19 protein-coding genes are annotated in these 17,507 nt (G+C 69.3%); 12 read left to right on the top strand and 7 right to left on the bottom strand.

Annotated elements, in window-relative coordinates:
• Window positions 1-63: 63 nt before the first annotated feature.
• Complete coding sequence (gene glf / locus FXO18_RS06640) at window positions 64-1,293, bottom strand: UDP-galactopyranose mutase (protein ID WP_149360319.1); 1,230 nt, start codon at window positions 1,291-1,293, stop codon at window positions 64-66.
• Between the two features lie 351 nt (window positions 1,294-1,644).
• Between glf and FXO18_RS06635 the strand changes: the two genes are divergently transcribed.
• Window positions 1,645-3,597: an N-acetylmuramoyl-L-alanine amidase gene (locus FXO18_RS06635; RefSeq protein ID WP_187774226.1), complete on the top strand. Its 1,953-nt coding sequence runs from the start codon at window positions 1,645-1,647 to the stop codon at window positions 3,595-3,597.
• Window positions 3,598-3,663: 66 nt separating this feature from the next.
• Here the strand turns inward: FXO18_RS06635 and FXO18_RS06630 are convergent, their stop codons facing one another.
• From FXO18_RS06630 to FXO18_RS06620, 3 genes are read right to left on the bottom strand one after another with little or no spacing between them, the layout of a single operon-like run.
• A complete protein-coding gene (locus FXO18_RS06630; protein ID WP_235900510.1) occupies window positions 3,664-4,503 on the bottom strand; it encodes an HAD family hydrolase in 840 nt (279 codons plus the stop codon).
• A 37-nt stretch (window positions 4,504-4,540) separates the two neighbouring features.
• On the bottom strand, window positions 4,541-5,329 hold the full coding sequence (locus FXO18_RS06625; RefSeq protein WP_149360316.1) for a lysophospholipid acyltransferase family protein: 789 nt from the start codon (window positions 5,327-5,329) through the stop codon (window positions 4,541-4,543).
• Window positions 5,326-6,090 carry a lysophospholipid acyltransferase family protein gene (locus tag FXO18_RS06620; RefSeq protein ID WP_149360315.1) on the bottom strand — a complete coding sequence of 255 codons (765 nt, stop codon included), beginning with the start codon at window positions 6,088-6,090 and terminating at the stop codon, window positions 5,326-5,328. The genes FXO18_RS06625 and FXO18_RS06620 overlap by 4 nt, the downstream gene beginning before the upstream one ends.
• Window positions 6,091-6,144: 54 nt before the next feature.
• Between FXO18_RS06620 and FXO18_RS06615 the strand changes: the two genes are divergently transcribed.
• Window positions 6,145-6,657 carry a PaaI family thioesterase gene (locus FXO18_RS06615; protein WP_149360314.1) on the top strand — a complete coding sequence of 171 codons (513 nt, stop codon included), beginning with the start codon at window positions 6,145-6,147 and terminating at the stop codon, window positions 6,655-6,657.
• Between the two features lie 24 nt (window positions 6,658-6,681).
• Here FXO18_RS06615 and serS read toward each other — a convergent pair whose 3' ends face one another.
• Complete coding sequence (gene serS / locus FXO18_RS06610; RefSeq protein WP_149360313.1) at window positions 6,682-7,941, bottom strand: serine--tRNA ligase; 1,260 nt, start codon at window positions 7,939-7,941, stop codon at window positions 6,682-6,684.
• Window positions 7,942-8,108: 167 nt separating this feature from the next.
• On the opposite strand from serS, the gene FXO18_RS06605 reads away from it, so the two are divergent.
• From FXO18_RS06605 to FXO18_RS06585, 5 genes are all read left to right on the top strand, one after another.
• Window positions 8,109-9,155, top strand: a complete 1,047-nt coding sequence (locus FXO18_RS06605) for a septum formation family protein (RefSeq protein WP_235900509.1) — start codon at window positions 8,109-8,111, stop codon at window positions 9,153-9,155.
• 4 nt (window positions 9,156-9,159) lie between these two features.
• On the top strand, window positions 9,160-9,510 hold the full coding sequence (locus FXO18_RS06600) for a metallopeptidase family protein (RefSeq protein WP_149360311.1): 351 nt from the start codon (window positions 9,160-9,162) through the stop codon (window positions 9,508-9,510).
• A 140-nt stretch (window positions 9,511-9,650) separates the two neighbouring features.
• A complete protein-coding gene (locus FXO18_RS06595; RefSeq protein ID WP_187774225.1) occupies window positions 9,651-9,959 on the top strand; it encodes a PE domain-containing protein in 309 nt (102 codons plus the stop codon).
• A gap of 30 nt (window positions 9,960-9,989) precedes the next feature.
• On the top strand, window positions 9,990-11,255 hold the full coding sequence (locus FXO18_RS06590) for a PPE domain-containing protein (protein ID WP_149360309.1): 1,266 nt from the start codon (window positions 9,990-9,992) through the stop codon (window positions 11,253-11,255).
• A gap of 1 nt (window position 11,256) precedes the next feature.
• Complete coding sequence (locus FXO18_RS06585; protein WP_187774224.1) at window positions 11,257-12,033, top strand: ESX secretion-associated protein EspG; 777 nt, start codon at window positions 11,257-11,259, stop codon at window positions 12,031-12,033.
• Here FXO18_RS06585 and FXO18_RS06580 read toward each other — a convergent pair.
• The gene (locus FXO18_RS06580; RefSeq protein WP_149360307.1) at window positions 11,992-12,651 is read right to left on the bottom strand and encodes a histidine phosphatase family protein; all 660 of its coding nucleotides are present in this window, start codon (window positions 12,649-12,651) and stop codon (window positions 11,992-11,994) included. The two genes, FXO18_RS06585 and FXO18_RS06580, sit on opposite strands and share 42 nt — an antisense overlap.
• Window positions 12,648-13,562, bottom strand: coding sequence for a prephenate dehydratase (gene pheA / locus FXO18_RS06575; protein WP_149360306.1), 915 nt, complete (start codon window positions 13,560-13,562; stop codon window positions 12,648-12,650). The genes FXO18_RS06580 and pheA overlap by 4 nt, the downstream gene beginning before the upstream one ends.
• A 122-nt stretch (window positions 13,563-13,684) precedes the next feature.
• On the opposite strand from pheA, the gene FXO18_RS06570 reads away from it, so the two are divergent.
• Genes FXO18_RS06570 through FXO18_RS06550 form a run of 5 tightly spaced genes read left to right on the top strand, consistent with a single transcriptional unit; the run spans window position 13,685 to window position 17,422 of the window.
• Window positions 13,685-14,470 carry a DUF2470 domain-containing protein gene (locus FXO18_RS06570; RefSeq protein WP_149360305.1) on the top strand — a complete coding sequence of 262 codons (786 nt, stop codon included), beginning with the start codon at window positions 13,685-13,687 and terminating at the stop codon, window positions 14,468-14,470.
• Window positions 14,471-14,499: 29 nt separating this feature from the next.
• The gene (locus FXO18_RS06565) at window positions 14,500-15,282 is read left to right on the top strand and encodes a CPBP family intramembrane glutamic endopeptidase (protein ID WP_407936444.1); all 783 of its coding nucleotides are present in this window, start codon (window positions 14,500-14,502) and stop codon (window positions 15,280-15,282) included.
• A 25-nt stretch (window positions 15,283-15,307) separates the two neighbouring features.
• Window positions 15,308-15,595 carry a SelT/SelW/SelH family protein gene (locus tag FXO18_RS06560; protein WP_149360304.1) on the top strand — a complete coding sequence of 96 codons (288 nt, stop codon included), beginning with the start codon at window positions 15,308-15,310 and terminating at the stop codon, window positions 15,593-15,595.
• Complete coding sequence (locus tag FXO18_RS06555) at window positions 15,592-16,359, top strand: LysR substrate-binding domain-containing protein (RefSeq protein WP_149360303.1); 768 nt, start codon at window positions 15,592-15,594, stop codon at window positions 16,357-16,359. Before FXO18_RS06560 ends, FXO18_RS06555 begins: the two co-directional genes overlap by 4 nt.
• 46 nt (window positions 16,360-16,405) lie before the next feature.
• Window positions 16,406-17,422 (top strand): LCP family protein, encoded by a 1,017-nt coding sequence (locus FXO18_RS06550; protein ID WP_235900508.1) that lies wholly within the window; start codon window positions 16,406-16,408, stop codon window positions 17,420-17,422.
• Window positions 17,423-17,507: the final 85 nt, after the last annotated feature.

The raw sequence follows: 17,507 nt of genomic DNA, 5'->3' as shown, positions 1-17,507 counted from the left end.
TGCGCGGGGTGCCTTTCTTCGAGCGGGGCGCGGGAGAGGTGAGCGCGGCGGCGCTGGTCGCTGCTAGTCGCTGCTCGGGCGCGCCTGCAGCGGCGCCCCCTCGGTGAAGTGCGGGGCGAGGATGTTGTCGAACATGGCGAGCGCGCTCGCGATCGCCATGTGCATATCGAGGTACTGGTAGGTGCCGAGGCGCCCCCCGAAGAGCACGTTGTCGCGCTCGGTCTCCACGCGGGCACGCTCGCGGTACCTCGCGAGGCGCTCCCGGTCCTCCGAGGTGTTGATCGGGTAGTAGGGCTCGTCGCCGCTCTCGGCGGACCGGGAGAACTCCCGCATGATGACGGTCTTGTCGCCGGGGTAGTTTCGCTCTGGATGGAAGTGCCGGAACTCGTGGATGCGGGTGAAGGGCACTTCCGCATCGGGATAGTTCATCACCGGGGTGCCTTGGAAATCACCGGTGGCCAGTACTTCCGTCTCGAAATCGAGGGTGCGCCAGCCGAGCTCGCCGTCGGCGTAGTCGAAGTAGCGGTCGATCGGGCCGGTGTACACGACGGGCGCGCCTGGGGATGCTGCCCGGATCTCGTCGCGCACCTCGAAGTAGTCCGTGCCGAGGCGTACCTCGATGCGGTCGTCGGCGGCCATGTTCTTCAGCCATGCCGTGTAGCCATCGACGGGCAGGCCCTCGTAGGTGTCGTTGAAGTAGCGATTATCGAAGGTGTAGCGGACGGGCAGCCGGGCAATGGTGCTCGCCGGGAGCTCCTTCGGATCGGTTTGCCACTGCTTGGCCGTGTAGTCCCGCACGAATGCCTCGTAGAGGGGTCGGCCAATGAGCGAGATTGCCTTCTCCTCGAGGTTCGAGGCCTCCTTCGTGTCGATCTCGCTGGACTGCTCGGCGATCAGCGCGCGCGCTTGCTCCGGCGAGTAGTAGCGGCCGAAGAACTGCGACACCAGGCCCAGCCCCATCGGGAACTGGTACACCTGGCCCTTGTGCAGCGTGAACACGCGATGCTGGTAGCCGGTGAACGACGTGAACTGGTTGACGTACTCCCAGACGCGCTCGTTGGAGGTGTGGAACAGGTGCGCGCCATACTTGTGGACCTCGATGCCCGTCTCCGGCTCGGGCTCGGAGTACGCGTTGCCGCCGATGTGGGGCCGGCGATCGAGGACGAGCACGCGCTTGCCCAGCTGCGTGGCGGCCCGCTCGGCGATGGTGAGCCCGAAGAACCCCGATCCGACGATGATGAGGTCGAAGGCGTCACGCTCGTGAGCGCCTGTCGTTCGAGTCTCGGTAGGCACCGGGCATCCCTCTGCTTTCCTTGCGGCTGGCCTGCGACTGGGCTTGCGTCTGGGCTATGGCTTCAGCGTAACGGACTGCTCCGCTCGGCCCGTGACCTTCGGTCCCGCCGGTGTCGCCGCGCGCGCGGCGATGGCAGCATCTGCCGCGGAATACCAAGTCCCTCAAGAGATCACGTACACGGTTAGGTAACAGCGGTGTTGGTCAATTCTTGACCACATAGTGACTCCACGGTGCACGAAATGTAAGCCTGGCTTGCCTATGGTCAAGGCTATGACGATCTAGTCATGCCGCACGATGCCGGTCCAGCTCTCACGCGCCGCGCCCAATCGCAGAACAAGGGAGTCACTGCGTTGCCGAATCACCAACCACGACGAATCCTGACGCTCGGTGTCACCGTCGGACTCACCGCAGCCGGTACGCTCCTTGGGCTCGGCGCGACCGCCGGTAACGTCGAGATCACCCCTGTCAACGACAGCACCGACCATGCCCCCACATCGATCGATGAGATCAGCCTCGCGCCCGAGCCCGGCGAGGTCAGCGACATCTCCGACCACGGCGATCCCATCGTCCGCGAGATCACCCAGGACACCTCGTTCAACATGTTCGGCCTCACCTGGGAGGGCGACGGCGACCCCGAGGCATTCGTGCGCGCCAAGCTCGACGACGAGACCTGGACCGAATGGTTCGACCTCGAGCCCATCGATGGCGGAAGCGATATCGGCGACGAGTCCCGCGAGGCCAGCGAGGTCGTCTTCACCGGCGACACGAACACCGTGCAGATCAGCATCGGCGGCAAGGTCGAGCCAGTCCTCGAGGGCGACACCGAGCCCGAGGAGCCGCTCGCTCCCGAGGAGGCGGCGCCCACCGATGCAGCGGCGGGCGAGCCCACCGACATCTCGCGGCCGCTGATCAGCCAGCCGCCCGCGCCCGAGCGCTCCGGGCAGGCCGAGAACCTGACCGCGATCATCATCCGCCCGTCCAAGGCTCCCATCGCTGACGCCCCGAGCGACATCGCGGGCGAGGTCACCGATATCGCCGGTGTTCCCTCGCGGCCCAACGTCATCAGTCGTGCCCAGTGGGGCGCCAACGAGAGCATCCGCTGCCGCGCGCCCCAGGAGAATGGCGGTCTCGGCGCTGTGGTCGTGCACCACACCGCGGGCAACAACAACTACACGCAGGCCCAGTCCGCGCAGATCGTGCGTGGCATCTACGCCTACCACGCGCAGACCCTCGGCTGGTGCGACGTGGGCTACCACGCGCTCGTCGACAAGTATGGCCAGATCTTCGAGGGCCGCTTCGGTGGTCTCGACAAGGACCTGCAGGGCGCCCACTCGGGTGGCTTCAACGTCAACACCGCCGGCTACTCCATGATCGGCCACTACCAGGAGACCACGCCGCCCCGCGCCCAGGTCGAGGCCCTCGCCAAGCTTGCTGGCTGGCGCCTCGCCCTCGAGGACCTGAGCCCGAAGGGCTCCTCGACCCACTACTCGGAGGGTACGCAGTACACCTGGCTCGCGCAGGGCCAGCCGATCACCCTCCCGAACATCTTCGCGCACCGGGACGTCAACTACACCGACTGCCCTGGCAACCTCGGCTACGCCCAGATGGATCTGATCCGCAACGTCGCGACCGCGTACCAGGGCTCGGCTCCAGCGCCGACCGAGCCTGCTGATCCCCCGACCGAGCCTGCTGATCCGGTCAACGAGGACGAGGGCAACGAGGATGAGGGCGGGGAGACCCCGGCCGAGCCCGGCAACGGCGAGAACCCCGCGGGACAGCCCACCGAGGAGCCCGAGCCCCAGCCTGAGCCGCAGCCCCAGCCACAGCCGCAGCCCGATCAGTCGCCCGCCCCCCGCGCATCGTGGAGCTCGAGCGAGCTGCGCGCCACCGGGGAGAACATGCAGCGGCTCCTCGCCTCGCTCCGCAACTCCGCCGCAGAGACCATCCCGGCTGGCGACGAGGAGATCGCGCGGCGCTGGTACACCCTCGGCGGTGTCGAGGGCGCGCTCGGTGACGCGGTGAGCACGATCGAGACCGCGGCCGAGGGCATCACCTTCGCCCGGTTCGCCAACGGAACCATCTACTGGTCGGAGAACACCGGCGCCCGCGCCGTATGGGGAGTCATCGGAGAGCAGTGGGAGGCGCTCGGCGCCCAGGACAGCCTCCTTGGCCTTCCCGTCGAGGAGGAGTTCAGCACGCCCGAGGGCATCCGCGTGAACTTCGAGCACGGCTACATGCTGTTCGATCTCGCCACCGGGGCGGCAACGGTGCACATCAACGAAGCGGCACCCGCCGCGGGATAGCCCGCACTGCATCCAGCCATCCTTGAACAGGGGCCGCGCTCGCAACGAGCGCGGCCCCTCCTCGTGTCAGGACCACCAGCGCTCGAGGACCACGGCCACGCCATGATCGTTGTTGGTCGAGGTCACTTCCCGAGCGGCCGCCCTTGTCTCGGGGTGCGAGTTGCCCATCGCCACGCCGTGGCCCACCCACTCGAGCATCGCGATGTCATTGGGCATGTCCCCGAAGGCAACGGTGTGCTCCGCGGCGATGGCCAGCTGCTGCGCGACCCACGCGAATCCCGTCGCCTTGGTCACCCCGGGCGCCGAGAGCTCGATGAGCCCCTTGTCGGTGGAGAAGGTGATGGCGGCCCGCTCCCCCACCAGCGGCGCGAGCACATCACGCATCGCGGTGCTCGTCATGCCCGCGTGCCGGACGAGCAGCTTGATGGCGGGCGCGGCGATCACCTCGGTCGCGGAGAGCTCGATGTGATCGGGATTGAGCCAGGCATGCTCGTAGCCGGGAGCGCAGACGAACTGCGGGGAAGCCGCATCGTGGGCGCTGCGACCCACGCGCTCGGCAGCGATGCCGCTGCCGGGCAGGGCGGCACGGATGCAGTCGGAGAGCCAGCCCAGGGTGTCGGTGGAGAGCTCCTCGGCGTGCAGGACCTGGTCGCGCTCCGCGTCGTAGATGACCGCGCCGTTCGCGCAGACCGACAACGGCGCGAAACCGATCTGCTCGATGATGGGAGCCAGCCAGCGTGGTGGCCGCCCGGTGGCGAGAATGAAGTGCGTGCCCGCCCCGGAGAGCTCGTGGAGGACCGATCGCGTCCGGGGACTGATCCGATCCTGGTCATCGATCAGGGTGCCATCGACGTCCGAACCGACGAGGAGCGGCAAGGGGAGATCACTGAGGAGTTCCGGATTCACTCTTCCATCGTGCCCCGGATGCTCGCTCGGGGCACATCTACGCGGGCTCGGGGCCGGTCCTGCGCGCCCATTCGTGGTCGCGGGCATCCATCGCGTTGGCCTCGATCAGCGTCGGCGCGGCACCCCCGAGACGGGCCGGCACCCAGGGCTGCCCCTTCGGATGGGCCCCGTAGGCATCCTGCGCGGCGCGGAGAAGGACCTCCATCTCGCGGTGGAGCCGGTCCAGGAGCTCCTGCGGAGGCATGCCCGGCTCGATGGGCTCCCCGACGTGTGCCTGGATCTGCCGGTTCCATCCCAGGATCCTGAAGGGATGCCCCTTGGTGGCGATGCGCTGGGTGCCCCACAGCACGACCGGCACGACCGGCACCCCGGCCTCGATGGCCATGCGGGCGGCGCCGGACTTGAACTCCTTGAGCTCGAAGCTCCGGCTGATGGTGGCCTCCGGGAAGATGCCCACGAAGTCGCCCTCGCACAGTGCCTTGACCGCTGCCTCGTAGGCCGAGGTGCCAGCCGAGCGATCCACGGGTATGCCGCGCGAGGCGGTCGCGAGGAAGCGGGTCACCGAATGCTCCCAGAGCTCCTTCTTGCCCAGGTATCGCATCCTGCGACGGACCATGAGCGGAACGAGCGCGAGGTACATCGGATCCATGTAGCCGATGTGGTTGCACGCGAGCACTGCCCCGCCGTGCCGGGGCATGTTCTCCAGTCCAGTGACCTTCAGCCGCGCGCCCTGGAGCGCCTGGATGATGTAGGCGAGAGCGGCGAGCTTGAGGTACACCAGCCGGAACAACACATCGGCGATGGCCGAGGTCACTGCTGAGATCATGGCTCTTTCGCTTCCTCCCGCGCGCGCCGCGCCGCGATCCGGGCCTCGGCGTCCTTGCGATCCAGGATCGTGGCCTCTTCGAGGGAGGGCGCGCTCCCGCCGAGGCGCCGGGGAACCCAGTAGGCACCCTCGGGATGCGGGCCGTAGTCGTCCTGCACCTTCAGCAGGAGCTCCTGCATGTCGGACTTGAGCCTGGCAGTGAGGTCGGCGGCCGGCTCGAAGGGCTCGATGGGGGCCCCGACGGCCACCGAGATCGGTGTGCGGGTGCGCCCGAGCTGCTTGGGGAAGCCCTTGGTCCAGACGCGTTGTGCTCCCCAGACGATGATCGGGATGATCGGCACGCCGGCCTCGATGGCCATGCGGGCGGCGCCGGACTTGAACTCCTTGAGCTCGAAGCTGCGGCTGATCGTGGCCTCGGGGTACACACCGACGAGCTCGCCGTCCTTGAGCGCTTGCACCGCGGCCTTGTAGGCGTCCCCGCCGGAGACCCGATCCACGGGGATGTGCTTGCATCCCCGCATGAGGGGACCGCTGACCCTGTGCTCGAACACTTCGTGCTTGGCCATGAAGCGGATGAAGCGCTTCACCGGCAGCACGGCCTTGCCGGCGTAGGCGAAGTCGAGGTATCCGGTGTGGTTGACGGCGATGACCGCGCCACCCACGCGCGGGATGTGCTCGGTCCCGGTGACCGTGAACCTCAGTCCCTGGGCGGTGAAGAGCGTGCGCGCGAACGTGACGATCGAGCCATAAACAGGTTCCACGGCGCATAGCCTATCGGGGAAGCTCGACGCTGTCGCCGATGAATCGAGGTATTGATGCCTGGCACCGAGAGGGAACGCACGTACACCTGGTCAGATCCCGCAAACACTGCCGGACAGCATGTCTCACTCAGTGGACTGGACTTCATCCGGGCACTCGCCGACGGCACCATCGACCACTCCCCCTCCGCGCGCACCCTCGGCTTCCGGGTCGTCCGCGCCGAGCACGGAACGACCACGATCAGCCTCGTCCCCGCCGAGTACCACTACAACGCCGTCGGCACCGTGCACGGCGGGATCCTCACCGCCATCCTCGACTCCGCCATGGGCTTCGCCATCAGCACGACCTTGCCCGAGAAGACCGGCTACACCACGCTTGACCTCAACACCAGGTTCCTGCGACCCGTGAGCATCGGCACTGGCCCCGTCGAGGCGATCGGCATCGTCGAGCACACCGGGCGCGCCACCGCTACCGCGCGCGGCGAGATCCGCACCAGCGACGGCAAGCTCTGCGTGTCCGCGACGACCCGCTGCATGCTGTTCCGGCCCGATAGCAGCTCGGGGCAGTAGGCCCGGGCGGGAACAGGGCAGCCATCAGCGCACGGGCTCGAGCACCTCGCGCCCGACGAAGGGGACCAGCGCCGCGGGCACCCGCACGCTGCCATCAGGCTGCTGATGGTTCTCGAGGACTGCCACGAGCCAGCGCGTCGTGGCCAGCGTGCCATTGAGCGTCGCGGCGATCTGCGGCTTGCCGTTCTCGTCCCGGTACCGGATCGCCAGCCGCCGGGCCTGGAACGTCGTGCAATTGGACGTCGAGGTCAGCTCCCGGTACGTCTGCTGGGTGGGCACCCAGGCCTCGCAATCGAACTTGCGGGCCGCCGAGGACCCCAGGTCGCCCGACGCCACGTCGATCACCCGGTACGGGACCTCGATCGCGGCGAGCATGTCCTTCTCCCACTGCAGGAGCCGCTGGTGCTCGGCCGCTGCCTGGTCCGGACGGCAGTAGGTGAACATCTCGACCTTGTCGAACTGGTGCACCCGGATGATGCCACGGGTGTCCTTGCCGTAGCTGCCGGCCTCGCGGCGGAAGCACGAGGACCATCCGGCATAGCGCACGGGATCGCCCGAGAGGTCGATGATCTCGCTCGAGTGATAGCCAGCCAGCGGCACCTCGGAGGTCCCCACGAGGTACAGGTCATCGTCGGCGAGGTGGTAGACCTCGTCAGCGTGGGCGCCCAGGAAGCCTGTGCCGCCCATGATCTCCGGGCGCACCAGCACCGGCGGGATCATCGGGGTGAACCCTGCCGCCACCGCCTTCTGGATCGCGAGCTGCAGCAGGCCGAGCTGCAGCAGGGCCCCGTTGCCGGTGAGGAAGTAGAACCGCGAGCCAGAGACCTTCGCGCCGCGCTCCATGTCGATCAGGCCCAGTCGCTCGCCCAGCTCGAGATGATCGCGGGGCGATTCGATCACCGGCGGCTCCCCCACCGTCTCGATCACCGTGAAGTCGTCCTCGCCACCTACCGGGACATCCGGGTGCACGAGGTTGGAGATGGCCCGATGAGCCGCGACGAGGCGCTCGTTGGCCGCGGCCTGCGCGGCCCCGGCATCCTTGACCTGCTGAGCGAGCTCGGAGGCACCAGCAAGGAGGGCATCCCGTTCCTCCGGGGCCGCCCTGCCCACCTTCTTGCCGAGCGCCTTCTGCTCGGCGCGCAGCGAGTCCGCCGCCGCGACGGCCGCGCGGCGCTGCGCATCGGCATCGAGGAGCACGTCAACGAGCGCGGGGTCCTCCCCGCGCGCCCGCTGCGAAACCCGCACGGCTTCAGGATCATCACGAAGCATCTTGAGGTCGATCACGCCTAATACCCTACTGCGCCCGCTTCGCTTCCTCCCCATCGGAACGGGCGGGCAGCCAGCTCCGGGACCGCTCACCGGGGCCACCAGCGAGCGGCGCGCCCTGCCAGGTACGGAAAATCCGGGCACGAGGTCGAAAGACCACCGGTATGGGTGCATGATGGATGCCGATGACCACGCACTCCTCTCCCCGATCAGCGCCCGAGCCTGATGGCGATCGCCGTCCGCGCTGGCGCATTGCCGCGCTCATTGCACTGCTGGTGCTCGTCGCTGGCAGCGTCGCCACTCTCATCGTCGTGCAAGCGACGAGCGATCCCGAGGACGAGGAGCAGTGGGAGACGATCGCCGCGCCCACCACCGAGGCCGTGGCCGGGGACTCGTTCGGCTCCTCGAGCGCCGGGGACTGCTTGTCGTGGTCAGCGCCCGACGCGGCCGATCTCGCGAAGGTCGACTGCTCGGAGGAGCATCGCTTCGAAGTCACCGCTGCGATCGACCTCAGCGCGTTCCCTGGATCCGAGTTCGGGCCGGACGCCGGGTTCCCCACCGAGCTGCGGTTCTCCGAGCTCCGCGAGCAACTGTGCGAGCCGGCCACCGAGGACTACCTGGGATGGCGCTTCGACCCCCGCGGCCGCTACAGCATCAACCTGATCAACCCCGGCGAGGATGGCTGGGAGGCCGGCGAGCGCACCATTCGCTGCGGGCTGCAGAACGTGGGCGCGAGCGGGCAGGTGTTCCCCATGTTCGGCCGCGCCACCGATCAGAACATGTCCATGGTGTGGGAGCCCGGGTTCTGCATCGGCATCAACCTGGACATCCCCACCGATCCCGTGCCCTGCGAGGACCCCCACGCCTACGAGGTAGCGGGGATCGTGGACCTCGGTGAGCAGTTCGGCGATAACCATCCGCCCCTCTCCGAGCAGGATCGCTTCCTCGACGAGCGGTGCCGGCAGGTCGCCGCGGACTATCTCGGCGGCGCCGAGCGGCTCGAGCAACAGCGCCTGACCGTGTTCTGGGATACCCGTTCGCTGTCGAGCTGGCTGGCGGGCAACCGGCTGGTCAACTGCTCGCTCGGCGCGCAGCTCGACGCCGGTTCCGCGCTCGCCACGCTCGTCGGTCCCGCTCGCGGCGAGATCACGATCAACGGGCAGCGCCCCGATCAGATCCCCGGCCCCGAGGCTCCGGCGGCCCCAGCTCCCGGCCTCGCCCCGGGGAACTAGCACGATGAGCGTCGCCATGAGCGAGGAGCGCTTCGACGAGCTCGTTTCCGATGCGCTGGACCTGATCCCGGCGCCGATCGCGCGCGCGATCGACAACGTCGTGGTGCTCGTGGAGCCGAGCAACGAGGACGAGCCGGGCATCCTCGGCCTGTACCAGGGCGTCGCCCTCACTGAGCGTGATTCGTTCTACGCCGGCTCGCTTCCCGACACGATCAGCATCTACCGGGAGCCGCTGCTCGCGATGTGCGCGACCGAGGACGAGGTGGTCGAGGAGGTCGCGATCACCGTGATCCATGAGATCGCGCATCACTTCGGCATCGACGACGAGCGCCTCCACGAGCTCGGCTGGGGCTAGCCGCTCGAGCACGGCGCGCCGGCCCCGGGAAGATTCTCCCGAGAAATTCCTGCCGGTGTGGAACCAAAGCGAGTCCTGCTGCGTCCTACCTTGTCGATGGGCACTGCCTTGCCTGTCGGAGCACAAGGAGGATGACCCGCGTGGCACAGGAACTGAGCGTTGACCCCGAGACGTTGCGAGCGGCCGCGGCCGAGCTCGAAGCGGCTGCTACCAGGATCGATAGCGAGCTCGTTGTCGCTCGTGGCTCGGCAGCACCCCCGCCGGGCGCCGCCGACGAGGTGACCGTCAAGAGCGCGGCATGGGTCTCGGATGCATTCGTGCGCACCGAGCCCAACCTCGTTGCCGCGATGCGGGAGCTGCGCGAGGCAGCACGGACGCTGCGCCACCAGGCCGCCACCTACGCCGAGCAGGATGGCGCCACGGGCCAGTCCATCGCGTCGCACGCCTGAGCCGGGCATTCACTAGACAGGGGGAGAGCAATGACTTTGACATCGATCATGTGGGAGCTGCGCAAGGCGATGGACCTGAGCCCGCCGATGCACTTCGGGGTGGGCGGGGAGCCGATGCACCGGGCTGGTGGCGCGTGGACCGGTCTTGCCGGTGCTACGAGCGAAGCCGCCCGGCATATCGACACCGCGGTGCGCCTGCTGGATTCCGGCTGGCAGGGCGGCACAGCCGACAAGGCACGAGCAGGGCTGCGAACGATGTCTGCCTGGCTCGACGGCACCAGCATCACCGCGACCAGGGTCGGCCAGACCGCCCAGGTGACGGCGCTGGCGTGCGATACGTCCCGGGTGGCGATGCCCACCGCCGTCGAGATCGCCGCGGTCCAGGCGGCCAAGGCGGCCAGCGTCGTGGGCGCCACCACCGGGGCTCTCGCTGCGGCCGAGACGGCGGAACGGCTCCTCGATCTGCGCGCTATCGCGGCGATGCGGACCTATGACCTCGCCAGCCAGGGCTGCGCCGTCGGTGTCGAGTCGTCCGCGCCGCCGCGATTGACCACAGGCATGGCTGATCACCAGGCCACCGAGCAGGGCGCCGCCTCCGAGCAGCTCGCCTCGGCCGATGGAGATTCGTTCACCTCCGCCAGCCCGTGGACGAGCCCGGCGGGAACCTTGCCGGGAACCGCGCCCGCGGGCGTCTCGCTGCCCGGCATCGCCGGGCTGCCCGCCTCCCCGCTCGGGGTTGCCCCTGCCAGCGCTGCCGCCTCCCCGGGCCTGGTCTCCACGGCTGCGACCGTGGTGGGCCGGGTCGCGCTGCTCGGTGCCGATGCGGCCCGTGCGGCAATGACGCCGGGATCGCCGCTCGGCGCGCCACACCTCGCTCCCGCGAGCGAGCAGGCCCGCGAGGGCAAGGGCGCGAGTGCCGCCCGCTCCCAGTCGATCGCCCCGGCGAGCCTGCGCGCGCCCGGCGCCGCGGGCTTCTCCGCGAGCTCGTTCGCCGCCGCGGGCACGGTGGAGGGCATTGGTCGGCAATCGGCGATGAGCTCGTCGGCTCCCCTGGCATCAGGCCCGGGCGCCGCAGGTCCTGAGGCCGCGAGCTCCTCGGCATCACGTGCGGCAAGCACCTCGATGATGGGCACCGACGGCCGGTCCGGCGTTCCCATGATGCCGCCGACCGCGATGGCCCGGACCGAGGAGGAAGCGAGCCCTCAGCGCGCGCGGCACGCGCGCCCGCGGGACAGGTTCGATGTGGGCCCGTCCGGGCAGCTGGTATGCCCGGCGGTCATCGGCGGGGACCGCTGATATGGCATCGGTGACTGTGTCGGTGACCGAGCTCGCGCTGCTCCAGGCCGCGGCCGGGCTCGATGAGCTGCCCGTGGCCCTTCAGGTTCCCTTGGGCAGCGACGATCAGGTAGCCCGGGCCGTGCTGCGCGAGCGCGGGTTGCTGACCGAGCGGGGACCGAGCACTAGCGTGCTCCCGCTGCTGCGCGCCCTCGCGGCGCCCGAGGCAAGCGTCAGCGCGCGCGCCAGCGTGGTCGGCGCCGACGCCGGGGAAGCGATGCACCGGGGGGTGGTGGCGCGTCGTGGCGATCAGGTCGTGGGAGCGATCCGCCTCGCGGATTCGGTGCGGCTGCAAGCCATCGATGGCTCGGTCGCGGGCTTTCTCCTCGACGTCGTGGGCCCCGCGCCGCGGGGCCGGGAGCTGTCCGCGCGGGACACGGTGGTTCGCCACGAGGCCTTCGCGAGCGCGGTCGATGGGGCACGGGATGCGAACGCGGTGATCCTGGGGCTGCGCCAGGCTGGCGTCGCTGCCGAGGATGCGTTCCAGTACGGGCAGGTGCTGCACGACGCGGACCGGGTCGTGGAGGTCACTGCGCCGGGGCGGGCCGCGCTCGCGGTGATCGATGCGAAGCAGGGCCGGATCCTGGTGTGCCCCCTCGATCAGCCCGATGCCGCGGTGCAGCGGGTGACGGTGTGCGCGGGGTCCGAGCATCGCCTGCGCCGGGCACTGGACCACCTCTGGCGGCCCGGGACCCAGTCATCCCATCGCATCGCCGATCGGGGTGCTGTCCGCGCCTAGCGGCTCGATCAGCGTGCCCCACCGGGACAGCTCCCAGGAGCTGCGCCCGGTAGCGACGAGTTCCACTCCGCCGGTGTTCTCGAGGCGATTGCGCAGCGCGAACAGCGGATCGGTTCCGGTGAGGCGCGCAGCGATCGCCCGGATCGCCGCGCCGTGGCTGACGATGATGATGCGTCGTGCCGCGTCCAGGTAGTCGGCATGCACGGTGTCGATGACGGGGAGGTAGCGCTCCATCAGGTCGTGGCCGTTCTCCCCGCCCGGGATGCGTGGCGCGTCATCCCCGTGGAGCCATTTGCTGTAGGTGGTGGCATAGATGCGGTGGGCCTCGTGATCGTCGCGGTTCTCGAGGTCCCCGGCCTGGATCTCATGGATGCCCTCGACAGATCGCGGGTCGCGGCCCAGCGCGTCGAAGAGCGGCCGGGCGGTCTGCTGGGCGCGCGTGGCGATCGAGGAGAGGATGATGTCGTCCTCGGTGAGCGCGAGCCCTTGCGCGAGACGGAGCGCCTGGGCGGTCCCGTTGCTGGTGAGCACGGCGCCGGGCGGCCGCGTATCGAGCCTGCGCAGCACGTTGGACTCTGACTCGGCATGGCGGACGAGGAGCAGGCGTGTCCTGGTCATGGGCGCTCTCCCCTGCGGAGCTGCTCGAGCCATTCGCGCTCGGCGGTGTCGTCGGGCGGGGATTGCGCATCGCTGATCGCGGTAGGCCAGGAGCCGAGGTAGCGCACATCGGCGCCGCTGCGGTGCAGTGCCTTGAGCGCCTCGCCGACCGCGATGTCATCGATGTGCCCGCGGCAGTCGATGTAGAAGCGATAGGTGCCCATCCCGGTGCGCGTGGGCCGTGATTGGATCCGGGTGAGATCGATGTCGCGCAGGGCGAACTCATTCATGGCGCGGGCAAGTGATCCGGGCCTGTTGGGCAGACCGAGAACCATGGAGGTGCGGTCGCTTCCGGTACGGGGCGGCGGCGGGCCAGGCGGCCCGACGAGGATGAAGCTCGTGGTGGCCCCGGACACGTCGGCGACCTCGCTGGCGAGCGTCTCGAGCCCACGCTGCTGCGCGGCGAGCGCGGTGGTGACCGCGGCGTCCGCCCGGTCCTGCGCGACGTCGTCGGCGGCCGCGGCGTTGGATCCCGCGGCGACGGTGCTCGCGCTCGGCAGGTTGTCCCGCAGCCATTGCTGGACCTGGGCCGCCGCTACTGGATAGGCAGCGACGGTGCGGATGCTGGTGGCTGCCGTGCCGGGCCGCGTGGCGATGGCGAAGGCGATGGGCAGCGTCGTCTCGGCGATGACCTGGAGGGGCGTTCCCGTGGCGAGCGCGTCGAGCGTGGGCACGACAGGCCCGTCGACGGAGCTCTCGATGGGCACGCACGCGAGGTCGGCGGTCCCGGCGCGCACCGCGGCGAGGGCAGCCGGCGGACTGGTGGCGGGCTCGCGGTGGACGGGCGAGGCGATAGTGCCGTTGCGCTCCATCGTCGCGAGCGCTGCTTCGGTGAAGGTTCCCGCGGGTCCGAAGTAGGCGATGGTGAGCACAGGTATGAGGGTACGTGGCGGCGTGGGCGGGCGCTCGTGGTGGAGCGGATCTCGCGGGGGCTTCCCTGGAACCATTAACTTGGTTAGCCTTACCTTATTACTACGGAGAGGTGAGGAAAACCATGTCGCTACATGCCCCAGCGTGCCCCCTGCCCAGCACCGCCGAGCTCGTCCGGTCCGCGCTCCACCGGGCCAGCCCCCGCTCTGCCCTCCTCGCGATCGACGGCACGGCCCCCACCGCCGCGAGCATCCACCACATCGACGAGCACGGCACCGCCCTTGCCTCCATCGACGACGACAGCCCGGCCCACGCTCTCGCCTGGCAATCCGGGCTGCTCGGCGTGCCGGCCCTGCTCGAGCTCACCGACACCGCGCCCGTCGACCTGCGCGAGCCCGTGCGCGGCCTCATCTGGCTACGCGGGCAGCTCACCACCCTCGACCCCGACGTCGTCCACGACATCGCTACCGGGCTCCTCGATGCCCGCCCGGACGAATCGCTGCTCGACCTCGGTCACACCACCGCGCTCGTGCGGATCGAGCTGCGCTCCGTCGTCATCGCGGATTCCTCGGGGGCCGAGTCGGTGCCCATCGACGACCTCGCCGCCGCCCGGCCCGACCCATTCAGCGAGCACGAGTCATGCTGGCTGCACTACCTCGAGCACCATCAGGCCGACATGCTCGAGAGGATCATCCGCAAGCTGCCCGCCTCGGTCATCCGCGACGGCCGCGTCCGGCCGCTCGGCCTCGACCGGTATGGCCTCCGCCTCCGCATCGAGCGCGCCGACCACGACAAGGACATCCGCATCGCCTTCCCCGCGCCCGTCGATTCCGCCAAGGAGCTCGACCAGGCGCTGCGCGTCCTCATGGGCTGCCCGTTCCTCAACGGACTGCGAGCCCGGCAGCGCTGAGGCACGAACCGCTGCTAGCCTCGTGCGCCGTGAGCATCAGCGGTTGGCGCGAACCACCCCTCCACGGCTTCCCCCACCGGGCAAGCAGCCGAGCGGATGCGCGCGCGCTGCGCATCGAGATCGCCGTCGTGCTCGCTGTCACCCTCGGCCTGCAAGGCTTCTACAGCGCCATCAGCTTCACCGAGGCACTGCTCGCGCCCGCCGCGCTCGCTGAGCAATCCGTGGCGCTCAACGCGAGCCGCTCCCCCACCGGGCTGATCGACTTCCTCCGCCAGCTCGCCGGGGCGCTCCGCCTGCTCGCGTGGGCCGCCCTCGGCGGCTACCTGCTGTGGCGCAGCGGCGCCCTCGCGCGCGCCCGGCAGTTCCTGCGCCCGCGCGCCCGCGACCTGCTCCCCGGCGTTGCCCTCGCGGCACTGATCGGCCTGCCCGGCCTCGCGCTCTACTTCGGCGGGCGCGCCCTCGGCATCACCGTCGAGGTGATACCCGCCGCCCTGCCCGACGCCTGGTGGTCGCTGCCCATGCTGGTCCTCTCGGCGATCGCGAACTCCGCGGCGGAGGAGATCCTCGTGGTGGCCTACCTGCTGGTCCGGCTGCATCAGCTCGGCGTGCGCCCATGGGCCGCGGTCGCGATGTCCGCGGCACTGCGTGGCCTCTACCACCTCTACCAGGGCATTGGCTCGTTCGGCGGCAACATCGTCATGGGCATCGTCTTCGCGCGCTACTTCCAGGCGACCTCGCGCGCCTGGCCGCTCATCGCTGCCCACGCGCTCATCGACATCGTCGCCTTCGTTGGCTACACGGTGCTGCGGTGAGCACTCCATCCGGGATACTGGACCGATGAGCCCGGACCATCGAGTGATCATCACCTACTGCGCGCGCTGCGGCTGGCTCCTCCGCGCGACCTGGATGGCGCAGGAACTGCTGACGACATTCGCCGCGGACCTCGCGGAGGTGGCGCTGCGCCCCGGTCCGAGCGGCTCGTTCCGCATCGACGTCGATACGAGCACGGTGTGGGACCGCACGATAGACGGGGGATTCCCTGATATCGCGGACCTCAAGCGTCGCGTTCGCGATGTCATCGCACCCGGCCGGGCGCTCGGCCACACGGATGGAGCCACCCAGTGACCACTTTCCGGCTGGGCTACGTGCCAGGCGTGATGCCCTCGAAGTGGGCACGACGATGGGCGGAGCGCCTGCCTGCTACTCGGCTCGACCTCGTGCCCATCCCGCTCTCGGGGCAGCGAGCAGCGATCCTCGGCGGCGACGTCGACGCAGCACTGGTCCGTGTCACGGAGGATCCCGCGCAGCCCTGGGAGGGGTTCAGCGTGATCCCCCTCTACCGCGAGGAGACAGTGGTGGTGTGCGGCCGCGATCACTACCTCGCGGCGGCGGAGCAACTCACGCTCACGGACCTCGACGGCGATACCGCCTGGCAGCCCCTCGACGATCCGCTCGACTGGACCGGTCACGACGCACCGGGACAGCTCCCGGAGCAACGGCCACCGACCGCGGCGGAGGCCATCGAGATCGCAGCCACCGGCGCTGGGTTCGTCGTCGTGCCACTGTCGCTCGGCCGGCTGCATCATCGCAAGGACATCGTGTCGATCCCGCTCCGCGACGGTCCCGAGCAGCAGGTGGGCATCGCGTGGTCGAGCGAGCGCTCCACCAACGACGATCCACTGCTCGAGGAGATGGTGGGGATCGTTCGCGGACGCACCGCGCGCTCGAGCCGCGGGATCGCCGCCGAGCCCGCGACCACCGCGCAGCCCGCACCGAAGGCCTCGAGCAAGAACCCGGCGAGCAAGAGCCAGGCAGCCAAGAGCCAGGCCAGCAAGGGCGCGCGCAGGAACTCTCCCGCGGCGCGAAAGCGGGGGCCACGGCGCCGGTAGCGGCATCCGTCCCTGCCGGACGGGGGGCGATGCGTAGAGTCAGGCCATGCATGGTGATCGAATGGGCAGGCGGGAAGATCATCCCGGAGCAGCCCGGCCTGTCCGCGTCCCCCCGCGCAAGCGCCGCCGTCCGCGGATCCTGCGCACGCTCGTGCTGCTGCTCGTCGTCCTGGCCATCACCACGATCATCGGCCTGGTCATCGCGGACCAGAGGCTCGATCGGATCAACGCCCTCGGCCCCTACCCTGGCCGGATCTCCGATACCCCCGGCACCAACTTCCTCCTCGTCGGCACCGATAGCCGGACTGGACTGACGTCCGAGCAGGAAGCGGAGCTCTCCACCGGTGGCGAGACGGGCCCCACCCGGACGGACACGATCATGCTGCTGCACGCCTCGAGCCGCGGCAACTCCGTGCTCGTGAGCATCCCGCGCGATTCCTACGTCACCATTCCGCGATGGGGCGAGGACAAGGTCAATGCCGCCTACTCCGTCGGTGGCCCCGCGCTGCTCGCCGAGACGATCGAGCAGGAAACGGGTATCCGCATCGATCACTACGCAGAGATCGGTTTCAGTGGCTTCGCGGACGTCGCGAGCGCGGTCGGCGGCGTAGAGGTCTGCCTCGATGCGCCCATCGTTGATCCGCTCGCCGGAATCGATCTTCCCGCCGGGTGCCAGGTGCTTTCCGGAGGGGACGCGCTCGGATATGTGCGAAGCAGGTCCACACCGCTCGCGGATATCGACCGGATGAACAATCAGCGCGATTTCCTGGCGCGACTGGCACAGAAAGCCGGGAGCCCTGGCGTGGCACTGAATCCTTTTCGATCGATCCCGGTTGGCCTAGCGCTCCTGCGGTCGATCTCGGTCGACGAGGATGACCACATCTGGGACGCGGCCCGGATCGCCTGGTCGCTGCGCGGCGAAATACCCACGGTGAGCGTGCCTCATGCGGGGTTCATGGATGTCGCGGGCAGTGGAAACGTGCTGCTGTGGGATGAGCAGGAGGCTGCGGCGCTGTGGGATTCGATCGCCCGCGATGCACCTCTTCCCGAAGGCCTTGAATAGCAATTCAGGCATTCTTGGTGAACAAGGATTGGTGAACCTTAGTAAGGCTGAGCTACATTTACTGAGGCTATGCTTCAATGACACG

The organism is Lolliginicoccus suaedae (genome assembly GCF_008312885.1).
GTDB classification, from domain to species: domain Bacteria; phylum Actinomycetota; class Actinomycetes; order Mycobacteriales; family Mycobacteriaceae; genus Lolliginicoccus; species Lolliginicoccus suaedae.
Note: the sequence above shows the minus strand (reverse complement) of the source record. Positions and strands in the feature narration are given on the sequence as shown.